The sequence below is a fragment of the Lacinutrix mariniflava genome (assembly GCF_001418015.1).
Lineage (GTDB): Bacteria > Bacteroidota > Bacteroidia > Flavobacteriales > Flavobacteriaceae > Lacinutrix > Lacinutrix mariniflava.
Window position 1 is genome coordinate 70,136 of the sequence record NZ_LIQG01000029.1, and the last position, 12,850, is coordinate 82,985.

Annotated in this window: 10 protein-coding genes; 3 read left to right on the forward strand and 7 right to left on the reverse strand. The window is 32.3% G+C overall.

Features of this window, described 5'->3' with window-relative positions; translation table 11 throughout:
• Nucleotides 1–4: 4 nt before the first annotated feature.
• From ASC44_RS14845 to ASC44_RS14860, 4 genes are all read right to left on the reverse strand, one after another.
• A complete protein-coding gene (locus tag ASC44_RS14845; RefSeq protein ID WP_055448411.1) occupies nucleotides 5–1,216 on the reverse strand; it encodes a bifunctional alpha/beta hydrolase/OsmC family protein in 1,212 nt (403 codons plus the stop codon).
• A 56-nt stretch (nucleotides 1,217–1,272) separates the two neighbouring features.
• On the reverse strand, nucleotides 1,273–1,845 hold the full coding sequence (locus ASC44_RS14850; protein WP_055448412.1) for a YdeI/OmpD-associated family protein: 573 nt from the start codon (nucleotides 1,843–1,845) through the stop codon (nucleotides 1,273–1,275).
• A 2-nt stretch (nucleotides 1,846–1,847) separates the two neighbouring features.
• Nucleotides 1,848–3,497, reverse strand: coding sequence for a M1 family metallopeptidase (locus ASC44_RS14855; RefSeq protein WP_055448480.1), 1,650 nt, complete (start codon nucleotides 3,495–3,497; stop codon nucleotides 1,848–1,850).
• 120 nt (nucleotides 3,498–3,617) lie between these two features.
• Nucleotides 3,618–4,535 carry a helix-turn-helix transcriptional regulator gene (locus tag ASC44_RS14860; RefSeq protein ID WP_055448413.1) on the reverse strand — a complete coding sequence of 306 codons (918 nt, stop codon included), beginning with the start codon at nucleotides 4,533–4,535 and terminating at the stop codon, nucleotides 3,618–3,620.
• Nucleotides 4,536–4,671: 136 nt separating this feature from the next.
• Between ASC44_RS14860 and ASC44_RS14865 the strand changes: the two genes are divergently transcribed.
• From ASC44_RS14865 to ASC44_RS14875, 3 genes are read left to right on the forward strand one after another with little or no spacing between them, the layout of a single operon-like run.
• Complete coding sequence (locus ASC44_RS14865) at nucleotides 4,672–5,754, forward strand: hypothetical protein (RefSeq protein WP_055448414.1); 1,083 nt, start codon at nucleotides 4,672–4,674, stop codon at nucleotides 5,752–5,754.
• A gap of 34 nt (nucleotides 5,755–5,788) precedes the next feature.
• A complete protein-coding gene (locus ASC44_RS14870) occupies nucleotides 5,789–6,367 on the forward strand; it encodes a hypothetical protein (RefSeq protein WP_055448415.1) in 579 nt (192 codons plus the stop codon).
• A gap of 37 nt (nucleotides 6,368–6,404) precedes the next feature.
• The gene (locus tag ASC44_RS14875; RefSeq protein WP_055448416.1) at nucleotides 6,405–7,190 is read left to right on the forward strand and encodes a hypothetical protein; all 786 of its coding nucleotides are present in this window, start codon (nucleotides 6,405–6,407) and stop codon (nucleotides 7,188–7,190) included.
• Between the two features lie 81 nt (nucleotides 7,191–7,271).
• On the opposite strand, the gene ASC44_RS14880 is transcribed toward ASC44_RS14875, so the two are convergent.
• The 3 genes from ASC44_RS14880 to ASC44_RS14890 form a co-directional block, all read right to left on the reverse strand.
• A complete protein-coding gene (locus ASC44_RS14880) occupies nucleotides 7,272–9,071 on the reverse strand; it encodes an acyl-CoA dehydrogenase family protein (RefSeq protein ID WP_055448417.1) in 1,800 nt (599 codons plus the stop codon).
• 54 nt (nucleotides 9,072–9,125) lie between these two features.
• Nucleotides 9,126–10,319 carry an acetyl-CoA C-acyltransferase gene (locus ASC44_RS14885; RefSeq protein ID WP_055448418.1) on the reverse strand — a complete coding sequence of 398 codons (1,194 nt, stop codon included), beginning with the start codon at nucleotides 10,317–10,319 and terminating at the stop codon, nucleotides 9,126–9,128.
• A 121-nt stretch (nucleotides 10,320–10,440) separates the two neighbouring features.
• Nucleotides 10,441–12,849, reverse strand: a complete 2,409-nt coding sequence (locus ASC44_RS14890; protein ID WP_055448419.1) for a 3-hydroxyacyl-CoA dehydrogenase/enoyl-CoA hydratase family protein — start codon at nucleotides 12,847–12,849, stop codon at nucleotides 10,441–10,443.
• Nucleotide 12,850: the final 1 nt, after the last annotated feature.

Below are 12,850 nucleotides of genomic sequence, written 5' to 3' on the forward strand. Positions count from 1 at the left end.
AAAATTAAACCAATTTGGTAACGACTTCAATATCGCTATGCAGTGTTTTATGTACAGGGCATTTGTCTGCAATTTGAAGAATACGTTCCTTTTGTTTATCGTCTAAGTTTCCTTTTAATTGTATTTCTCTATTAAATGTATCGACTTTAATCTCTTTGTTTTCTCCGTTTTCAACAATTTGCTTAGCAACTTTCGTATGCGATGTATGCACTTGAATATTTTCTAAATTCCAACCTTTACGTTTGGTATACATTTGAACAGTCATTGCAGTACAAGCAGATAAGCCAGCAGAAACCAATTCATAAGGCGAAGGACCAAAATCGTTACCACCATAGCTTGTAGGCTCGTCTGCCATCATAGTGTGATTTCCAACCGTCATTTGTGTTGTAAAACCATCTTCTGCGTCTAAACTAGCTACAGCTTGATGAGACGTAGAAATAGTTTCAGTTTTAGGAATAGATATATAACGTTTTGCCCAAGTAGCAATAACACTTCCAACATAGATAGAATCTTCCTTGCTCATCAGTAGATGATCTGCTCCATCAAGAGAAACAAAACTTTTAGGATGTCTTGCAGCAAGGTAGATCTCTTCAGCATTTTCAATACCAACGGTGGTATCTTGTGGAGAATGCATTACTAATAATGCTTTACGTAAGTTTTTAGCAACATCTGGTAAAGACTTAGTTTCTATATCATCTAAAAATTGTTTCTTAATTGTAAATGGTCTTCCGCCAATATTAACGTTAGCTTTTCCTGTCGTTTTAATTTCTTCAACACTACTATGTATTAAATGCTGAACATGTTTTGGGTTAGAAGGCGCACCAACTGTTGCTACTGCTTTTACAGTTTCAATTTCTGATGCCGCAAAAATAGCAGCTGCACCACCTAACGAATGTCCAATTAATAGAGTAGGAGCAGTATAGTTTTCTTTTAAATAATTTGATGCACTAATTAAATCTTCCACATTTCCTGAAAAATTAGTGTTTTCAAAATCACCTTCACTTTCACCTAAACCAGTAAAATCGAAACGTAAGACTCCAAAGCCATTAGACGTTAATTCACGCGTAATATTTTTTACTGCAGATAAGTTTTTATTGCAAGTAAAACAATGTGCAAAAATAGCAAAGTTATGAGGGTGTTGATTTATAGGAAGTTCTAATCTGCCTACTAATTGTTGTCCTTCAGCGTTTGTGAAATTTACTTTTTGAATATTCATTTAGATGGTTTTTTTATTCAGTCGAAAAATATTTGAAGCCTTTCAAAATAAAGAAATTACCATATATTTCTCGATTTAATATTAGCCTCACAAAATTTTACTATTTCTGTAATTCTTTTCTCTTTTGTAGCGTCTCGTTTGGCTTGGTTTAACCAATACAAGTAATGCTTCCTGTAAGAAGGTGCAAAGTTGTTATAATTTTCAAAAGCTTTTAGATTGTTATCAAAAGCAGTTTGTAAAGCTTCAGGAATAATCCCTTTTTCGACAGCATCTAAAGCAGTCCAACTTCCGTTTTGTTTTCCAATATTTATTATCTCTAAACCTTTTTCGTGCATTAAATCTTCCGTTAATAAAGCTTTAATATGCCTTTTGTTTAGTGCACTCCAAACACTTTTAGGGTTGCGTTTACAAAAGTATTGACGTCGTTTTCCATCTCCTAAACTTTTTACAGTACTGTCTATCCAACCATAGCATAAGGCTACTTTTACAGCTTCTTCCCAACGCATGCTTTCTTTGTCGTGACTTACTTTGTAAAAGATGAGGTAAATGCCTTCATCACTTTCATGATTGGTGTGTAACCATTCTCGCCATTCTGTGTCAGATTTAAAATAGAGCTCTTCTAAATCCATATTTAAAGGGCTTTTATATCTATATAAAAATCTCTGTCTACTTTTATTTTAGCATTTTTAGACTTTAATTTTAATGTTTTATTTTCTGAAGAAGGTGTAATCCATTGAGACTCTCCTTCAATTTCAATTTGAATAGGCATTGTAAAGTCTTCAACAGTGTTACTCCATTTGTAGTTTAGTTTTTTGCCTTCAACTTTATATTCTAAAACAGGAGTTTTAGTGGTTCTTAAATACTGATTAAAAAAGCCTTTTAAATCTAAACCAGATTCTTCTGCTAAACAGTCTTCAATTTGTTTTGTAGTTACTGTTTGATGATAGAATTTAGAGTTTAAGGTACGTAGTATTTGTCGCCATTTTTCATCATCATTAACTAGTTGACGTAAAGTGTGCAACATGTTTGCTCCTTTATTGTACATATCGCTTGAACCTTCATTGTTTAAATTGTATTTACCTATTAAAGGTTTATCATTCTGAATATTTCTTCGTGTACCAATAACATAGTCTGCCGAAGCTTCTTTACCGTAATAATAATCTAAAAATAGGTTCTCAGAGTAGGAAGTAAAGCTTTCATGAATCCACATATCTGCAATGTCAATATTAGTAATATTATTGGCAAACCATTCGTGTCCAGCTTCGTGAATAATAATAAAATCGAACTTTAAACCTAATCCAGTTCCTGATAAATCTCGACCTAAATAGCCTTTTTTGTATTTGTTTCCATAGGTTACAGAACTTTGGTGCTCCATACCTAAATAGGGTACTTCAACTAACTTAAAACTGTCTTCGTAAAAAGGATAAGGTCCAAACCAATGCTCGAAAGCTTTCATCATTTTAGGAGCATCTTTAAAATGCACTTTAGCTTTTTCGAGATTGTCTTTTAAAACATAATAATTCATGTCTAAATCACCTTTCTCACCTTTATAAACTTCAGAGAAATTGGCATAATCTCCAATATTAATATTCACACCGTAATTGTTAATTGGGTTTGCTACATGCCAATGGGTAGTAATGGTTTCATCATTATTTTTTACAACACTTTTAAGTCTTCCATTTGAGACATTCATTAAATCCTTAGGAATGGTAACACTAATATCCATACTGTCTACTTCATCGTACATATGGTCTTTATTTGGCCACCAAACACTAGCGCCTAAACCTTGACATGACGAGGCTATAAAATGATTGCCGTTGTTATCTTTTTTCCAAGAAATCCCACCATCCCAAGGTGCTCTTACTGCTTCGCGTGGTTTACCTTCGTAATAGGCAATAACGCTGTTAATGTCTCCAATATTTTGATGGTCTAAAAGTGTTATAAAATGAGCATTCTCATCGTGTTTAATAATTAATTCTTTATCGTTTTGTGTGACTTTGGTCAACAGTAATGGCTCTTGCAAATCTATTTGCATGACCTGTTGCGATTTTAATACTTTATACTGAATAGTATTTTTCCCAGAAATCGTTTTTTCGTCAGGATTCACTTTTATATCTAAATGGTAATACGTTAAATCCCACCATTCGCGCTCAGGAGTTATACTACCGCGAAGTGTGTCTTGCCTTGTAAAGTTGTTTCTGTCTTCTAGTAAGCCTTGCGCATAGAGTGATGAGGTTAAAAGAAAGGTGAAAATTAAAAAAGATATTTTTTTGATATTCATGTATTTTAAATTTTGATTTAAAAGTACTAAAAATAAAAAAGACTGCTTCATTTCTGAGAGCAGTCTTTATAACAACTTAATAATTAAAACTTATTTACTGTTTTTACTGTATTATAACAGTTAGTTATACATTTTATACATTTCTATTATATGCTTTTTAATTTTATTTCTAAACCATTGTGGCTCTAAAACTTCCACCATATTACCTAGTTTAAGTATTTGTATTTCAAACTCGTAGTTGGGTTTTAGTTTGTAAGTAACCATTCCCCAATCATTTTCTTTATTCTCAATACAAATTTGAGAGTGATGAATAGGCAAGCTACGTAAATATTTTAATTGATTGTTGTGCGCTTTAATTTTAATTTTTTCAAGGTCTTTATTTTTGGATTCACTATAATTTAAGCCAACAACGTAATCATATTGCTTTAGTTGTTTTTGGAAGTCTTCAACCTTTTGTGATTTTATGTTTTTTATTTCTATTCTCGAAAGTCTATCAATTCCAAAATTTCTAATTTCGTTTTCACCTTCAGCTATAGCAATTAAGTACCAACGATTAGCATATTCTTTAATGCATAAAGGAGAAACGGTGTATTCTTTTGTAGTGTTTTCGTAATAATTTTCTTTGATAAAAGAAATTTTTTGATTTAAAGAAATAGCGTGAATTAGTTTTTTAAAATATTGAACACCAGTAAATCCAGAACTGTCTTCTGGAATTATCCATTTTTGAAATGATTTATAATCTTTAATACCACTTTGATAAACCTCTGCCATAGAAGCAAACTTTGCAAACTTAAAAAACGTGTTCAAGGCTTCGTTATTCTCTTTAATTTCATAACCACGAGACTTATAGTTATATGTAATTGTTATACCAAAGTCTAATTCTAAAACACTCTTGTCACGCTCTAGAGTTCGTTCTGCAACAACCAAATCGTAATCATAAAGTAGTCGTTCTATAAGTTGTATTTTAGTTATTCCTGGATAAGATTTAACTAACTGCGCAATGCAATTTAAACGCTTTAAAATTTTATAGTCTGCCATTGTGAGTGTTTACTTCAAAAAAGAAGTTAAGAATAAAAAAGTATTTTTTTTAAATATATGTATTTTTTCTGAGTCCGACTTCATTAGGCGGATTGAGTAGTGTTCTTTGCGCGAAGCAAAACAAAATACTAAACTCATGGAAAGCAATTTTTTACTTAAAAACGAATTTGAAAACTGGTTACAAAATCAAGGAGAGTTACTTTATTATAAACCTTCTTTTTACAGTAATCAAATAACTAAACTAGAACAATCTGAATATTTTACTGCTAATACAATAGGTTTTTTTGAATCATTAGAAAATGAAATACTATGCGATAACCATTCAGGAGTCGAAGATATTATAGTAAATAGACTTAGTGTAATAGAGGAAAAAGTAACTTTTAATAGCTTTAAGACTGTCGATAATAAATGGAATGGCTTACGATTAGGATTATTAAAATACAGATTGTTTCTTCACAGTTTTATCGCAATGAAACATGCAAATTATAAAGGTGGCATTTCATGTTCCTTTGATGATGTAGAACCGAAGCGAATAAGAGCATTTTTTAATAGTAGAGAATCTTATATGTTACCCATTTATCACGATGTTTATACTTATAATAAATCGAATGTTGATTATGTATGGCAACAGTTTATAAAAACTAATAAAGATAATGAGAGTGAAAATAAAGACAGTCAATCAGTATTGCAATCAGATTTTGAAACGATTATCGTTAAAAAAGGAAAAGAAGGACATTTAGAAATTGTAAATGGAGGAAATACTGTTATAATGATTTTTCTTTTATTACATGTACTGAACGAGTTTTCTATATGTGAAAATACTTTGCAGAATTCTAAAAAAAGCATACCAAATTTATTTAGACTTCAATTTGCTACAAAATTAAACGAACAGAAGTTCTTTAATGTATTAGTAAGAAATAAGATTTTTAAAAAGGCTACTACTGCTAATGAAATAATTAAAAGAATGCCATATAATTTTAATACATTTTCTTTAAATGGTGGTTATCATTTTTTAGAAACTACTTTTCGTTTTGTACAATTAATACACGAATCTAAAATTCCACAATCAGAAAAATATATACCAGATTTAGGTGTTTTTATTAAAAAAATATTAAAAAATAAAATTATTAATGTAAAAGAATTAATTCATGAGGATTGCGATAAAACCTATTTAAATTATGAAGATTACTTAGTAGCTACTATTATGGAGTGGTTGTAACTTTTTTTATGCATTTAACAATAATTATACTAATATGAAAACAAGAATCCATTATAAAGTAGAAGCAAAGTATTGGCGTAGAGAAGTTCCAAATATTCACGATGAATCTTTAGATATATTACCAACTAAATTCGATATTGCAGAAACAGTTACAAAATTTGAAAATGAATCTCCAATTTTAGTAAGAAAAGCTGCTTTTAATCATTATTCAAGTATTATAGATGTTTTATATAATGGATTAGGGAAACAAAGATCTACAGATGCTCAAGCACGAATAGATTTACAATTTTATTTTGATTCTGGAAATGCAATTGAACTTGGAGGAAAGGGTAAGAAATTTAAGTCTTCTCCAGATTATGATAAATGTATTGAGGTTTATTTAATTGTTCAGAATTTATTCGATAATATAGAAGAAAACTATTTAATACATGGCGTGAGGTATCTGGATTATCCTGATAGATTGGATGCTGGAATAGAGGAGTCGCTTGAAGGTTTGATTGAAGAATTTTTGTATTATAAGGAAAACACCAACTTAAATATAGAAAAACTAAAATTTAAAGCTGTTGATGGAAACAAAACTTTAATTCTGAAGACACCTTTTGATTGGGAATAATCATAATACAAATAATAATTAAATTTTAAAAGAAACAATGGCAACATTTAACGGAAGTTCGAAGGAGTTCAATGATTTTATTGGTCCACTAGCAAGAAACATTGTGTGTAACCTATCGCGAAAAATAAAAGAGAAAACCACATGCAGACATGATGGCTGTAAAAAAAGAAAACCGCTAGAGGCGGCACACTTAAAGGGAAAAGGTAGAATAGAAATTATTGCTTCTATTTTGGCACCTTTTGAGATTGAAGATGATTTTTTTGAAATAGATTTAGAGCTCTTTAAATCAGAATTCAAAGATGCACATACTCCAATTGAAAATGTCATTCTCCCGATGTGTAAAGAACATCATTTAGAATATGACAGAGAAGAGAATATTAAACCTGAATACCCAATAATATTGGATGAATTTGAAAATGAAGATGGAAATACTTTCTACACAAGTGATGACTTAGAGAAATTTGAGGAAGAAGATAACAAAGATTTATATACTAGTATTAAGAAGATAGGTTATAGCACCATCAAAGATAAAATTAGAAATATTTATAACATAAATAAATCTCAAATATCATTTTCAAGAATATCTCAATCGAATAATTTGTGGAATTTTGATGTTAAAAAGAAAAAGTTTAAAAAGGATTTTTATTTTGTGTTTTACAATGACAAATCAAAGTCTTACAAAATAGCGTTATTTAAAGCAAATACAATTGATTTGAATAAGTTTTCAGAAAAAGATAAGTATACAATTCGCTTTTTTGTAGATGAAGCGTTAAAAGACCGCTGTTCCTTCGATTTTAATCCGTATTTATTAGATATAAGGTAAGGTTAATAGAAACCTTAAAACAAAAAAAAGCCGATACTTGGCAAGTATCGGCTAATTAACTATTTAATTAAAACTTAATTTTTAGAAGCAATATTTACCTTCTTCTTTTACTTTCTCAGCAATTTCATTACGTAAATCAACGATATCTGGGAAGTTTGTATATTTTGTGAAACGTTTAAGTCCCATTAACATCATGCGTTGCTCATCTCCTTCAGCAAAAGAAATAACACTTTCTTTTCCTTTGTTTTCAATGATACTAACGGCATTGTATAAGTATAATTTAGACATTGCTATTTGTACAGCTTGTTCTTTTTCGCTTGTACGTTTAGCATTTTTCTCAGTTCTTAAAATTGTAGATTCAGCCATATAGATTTCAATTAAGATATCTGAAGCAGCAATTAATAACTGTTGGTGCTCTTCCATTTTTGGACCAAATTTTTGAACAGCAGCACCTGCAACCATTAAAAACACTTTTTTAAGTCTACCAATAATTGCTTTTTCTTCTGAAAATAATTCAGAGTAATCTGGTGTTTCAAAAGAAGGAATTCCCATTAACTCATTAGCTACAGCAGTTGCTGGTCCTAATAAATCAACGTGACCTTTCATAGCTTTCTTAACTAACATACCAACAGATAACATTCTGTTAATTTCGTTAGTTCCTTCGTAAATACGTGCTATACGTGCATCTCTCCAAGCAGATTCCATAGGAGTTTCTTCACTAAAGCCCATACCACCAAAAATTTGGATACCTTCATCTGCACAATTTTGTACATCTTCAGATACTGCTACTTTTAATATCGAGCACTCAATAGCATACTCTTCTACACCTTTAAGTTCTGCTTCCTGGTGTGTATTACCAGCAGCTTCACGTAAAGCAATTCTATCTTCAATATTTTTTGCAGCTCTATAAGTTGCAGATTCACCAGCATAAGCATTTGTTGCCATTTCTGCTAGTTTCATTTTAATAGCTCCAAAATCTGCAATGGGTGTTTTAAATTGCTTACGCTCCATAGCGTATTTTACACCATGTGTTACAATTCTTCTTTGAGAATCTAAACAAGCAGCAGCTAATTTAATACGCCCTACGTTAAGTGCATTCATGGCAATTTTAAAACCTTCACCACGACCAGCTAACATATTTTCTATTGGCACAACTGTATCGTTAAAGAATACTTGACGTGTAGAAGAAGCACGAATACCTAATTTATGTTCTTCTTCACCCATTGTAATACCATTTGCAGCATCATTTTCTACAATGAAACCTGTAATGTTTTTATCATCTTCAAGACGAGCAAAAACAATCATTACAGTACAAAAACCAGCGTTAGAGATCCACATTTTCTGACCGTTGATCTTGTAAGATTTACCATCTTCTGATAGTACAGCTGTTGTTTTTCCTGAGTTTGCATCAGATCCTGCACCAGGTTCAGTTAAACAATAAGATCCAAACCACTCTCCTGAAGCTAATTTAGGTACGTACTTTTGCTTTTGAGCTTCTGTACCATATAATGTAATTGGCATAGTACCAATACCTGTATGCGCTCCAAATGCGGTACTAAAAGAACCTGTACCAGAAGAAATATAATCGCAAGTTAAAACAGTAGATACAAAGCCCATTCCTAATCCGCCATAAGCTTCAGGAACTGCTACACCTAAAAATCCTAATTCACCAGCTTTACGCATAACCTCTTCAGTTAATGCATAATCTTTAGCTTCAAAACGAGGCTTGTGTGGTATGATTTCACGATCGTTAAATTCAGTAACGGCTTCTTTCATCATATTTTGTTCTTCTGAAAAATCTTCAGGAGTAAATACGTCTTCACAATTTGTTTCCTTTACTAGGAATTGTCCACCTCTTAATAATTCTTTTTCTTCTGCCATAGCTATATTATAATCTTGTTGTTCTTTTTATTAGTTTTTTTATTTTGATTCTTTCTAAGAAAGAAATTCAAATACTCCACAAGCACCTTGACCAGTCCCTACACACATAGTTACTGCTCCATATTTACCTTGCATGTTTTGCTTACGCATTTCATCAAATAATTGTACAGATAGTTTTGCTCCTGTACAGCCTAATGGGTGACCAAGTGCAATAGCTCCACCATTTACGTTAATAATATCTGGATTTAAGTCTAACTCACGAATTACTGCTAGAGATTGAGAAGCAAAAGCTTCATTCAATTCAATTAAAGATAAGTCGCTTTGTTTTAAACCTGCTTGTTTTAAAGCTTTTGGAATAGCTTTTACTGGTCCAATACCCATGATACGAGGCTCAACACCTGCAGCTGCATAGTTTACCATTCTAGCAATTGGCTCTAAACCTAGTTCTTTAACCATGTCTTCACTCATTACCATAACAAAAGCAGCACCATCACTCATTTGAGATGAGTTACCAGCTGTTACGCTTCCTCCAGCAGCAAATACTGCTCTTAATTTTGCTAAAGCAGCAAGACTTCCACCAGGACGAGGTCCTTCATCTTTAGTTACTGTATAGGATTTTGTTGCTTTTTTTCCATTGGCATCAATATAAGTTTGTTCAACCTCTATTGGTACTATTTGGTCTTGAAAACGATTCTCTGCTTGAGCTCTTAATGCTTTTGCATGAGAATTTAAGGCAAATGCATCTTGATCTTCACGAGATATGTTAAATTGCTTTGCAACCGCTTCAGCAGTATTTCCCATTCCCCAATAATAATCTTCATGGCCTCCTTTTACAATAGCGTCATAATTTAATTCTGGTTTAAAACCAGTCATTGGGACACTACTCATACTTTCTGCTCCACCTGCTATAATACAATCTGCCATTCCGGCTTGTATTTTTGCTGTTGCCATACCAATAGTTTCTACTCCTGAAGAGCAAAAACGATTAACGGTTACACCAGGAACATCAACAATTTCTAATCCCATTAAAGAGATTAAACGTGCCATATTTAATCCTTGTGCACCTTCTGGCATTGCGTTACCAACAATAACATCGTCAATACGTTTTGGATCCAAACCAGGCAATTCCTTCATCATGTATTTGATGGTTTCTGCTGCCAATTCATCTGTTCTTTTAAAACGGAACACGCCTTTTGGTGCTTTACCAACTGCGGTTCTATATGCTTTTACTATATATGCGGTCTTCATAGTTCTAATGTTTATTTTTTTGAAAAGACTAAAGAATATAGATAAGAGAAAAAAGACTTTTCAATCTGTCTCTAAATATTATCGATAAAGGTCTTTATTCTTTCCTCTTTGTTCTTTTTTTCTAATTACGTAACGGTTTCCCTTTAGTCAACATGTGTTGAATTCTTTCCAAAGTTTTACGTTCTGTACAAAGCGAAAGGAAAGCTTCACGCTCTAAGTCTAACAAGTATTGTTCGGTTACTTTAGTTGGTTCAGATAAATCGCCACCAGCCATTACGTAAGCTAATTTGTTAGCAATTTTCATATCGTGTTCACTAATGTAGTTAGAGTCTTTCATAGAATCTGTACCTACCATAAACATTCCTAAAGCTTGCTTACCAAGAACTAATACATCGTTACGTTTTGCAGGTTGTGTATAACCAGCGTCTGCCATTAATTTAGCATGTGCTTTTGCGGTTGCTATTTGACGGTCTTTATTAACCACAACAATATCTTTTCCTTTTTGCATTAAACCTAAATCGAATGCTTCGTAAGCAGAAGTTGATACTTTAGCCATACCAATAGTTAAAAAGTATTCTTGAAGTGTATTTAATTGCACATCACCTTTTCTAAAAGTATCTGATGCTCTTAAAGCCATTTCTTTAGAACCACCACCACCAGGAATAACACCTACACCAAACTCTACAAGTCCCATATAAGTTTCTGCTGCTGCTACAATTTTATCTGCGTGTAATGAAATTTCACAACCACCACCAAGAGCCATTCCATGAGGAGCAGAAATTGTTGGGATTGAAGAATAACGCATACGCATCATCGTGTCTTGGAAATATTTAATTGCTGCGTTAAGCTCGTCGTATTCTTGTTCGGCAGCCATCATAAATATCATACCTATGTTTGCTCCAACCGAGAAGTTTGGACCTTGATTACCAACAACTAATCCAGCAAAATCTTTTTCAGCCATATCAATAGCCTTATTTAATCCTGCTAAAACGTCACCACCAATAGTATTCATTTTAGATTGGAATTCTACATTAAGAATACCATCTCCTAAATCTTGAACAGAAACACCTGAGTTTTTGAAAACTTCGGTTGTTTTTCTAACATTATCTAAAATGATAAATGAATCTTGTCCAGGAATTTTTTCTTGTATTTTCTTCGGAATATCATAACTGTACGTTGCACCATCTTGAATAGAGTAGAAGCTATCGCTTCCTGAAGCAACCATATCGTGTACCCAATCTGCAGGTTTTAAACCTTCAGCTTGCATCATTTCAATTCCTTTTTCAACACCAATAGCATCCCAGATTTGGAAAGGACCATGTTCCCAACCAAAACCAGCTTTCATAGCATCGTCAATTTTGTATAATTCATCAGTAATTTCAGGAATACGGTTTGACACGTAAGCGAATAATGCTGAAAAACTTTTTCTGTAAAATTCTCCGGCTTTATCTTTTCCTTTTACTAATACTTTAAATCGGTCTGCAACGCGATCAATAGATTTTGTTAATTCTAAAGTAGCGAATTTTGCTCTTTTTGCAGAACGATATTCTAATGTGTTTAAGTCTAAACTTAATATTTCTTTTTTACCTTCGGCTGAAACTGTTTTTTTATAAAAACCTTGTTTAGTTTTACTTCCTAACCATTTATTTTCCATCATGGTGTTGATGAAATCTGGTAATTCGAACAATTCTAAACGTTCATCATTTAGACAGTTTTCTCTAATTCCGTTTGCAACGTGAACTAAAGTATCTAATCCAACAACATCTACAGTTCTAAAAGTTGCCGATTTTGGACGACCAATAACAGGGCCAGATAATTTATCGACTTCTTCAACCGTTAAATCTAAATCTTTAACTGCGTGAAATAAACTTTGTATGCTAAAAATACCAACTCTGTTTCCAATAAATGCAGGTGTGTCTTTGGCAATAACCGAAGTTTTTCCTAAGAATTTTTCACCATAACCATTTAAGAAATCTAAAACAGAAGCATCGGTTTTAGGTCCAGGAATGATTTCGAATAATTTTAAGTAACGTGCAGGATTAAAAAAGTGTGTTCCACAAAAATGCTTCTGGAAATCTTCACTACGTCCTTCGCTCATAAATTTAATTGGAATACCAGAAGTATTCGAAGTAATTAATGTTCCTGGAGTTCTGTACTTTTCTAGTTTTTCGAAGACCTGCTGCTTGATGTCTAGTCTTTCAACAACTACTTCCATAATCCAATCTACATCTTTTACTTTAGCGATATCATCATCTAAATTTCCTGTAGTGATTCGGTCTTTAAAAGAAATATCATAAAGTGGTGCAGGTTTAGATTTTATTGAAGCTGTTAAAGCATCATTTACTAATCTATTCCTAACAACTTTATCTTCTAAAGTTAAGCCTTTAGCTTTTTCTTTGTCGGTAAGTTCTCTTGGTACGATGTCTAATAATAAAACATCAACTCCAATGTTAGCAAAATGGCAAGCGATACCGCTTCCCATAATTCCTGAACCAATAATGGCTATCTTTTTTATTCTACGTTTGCTCATC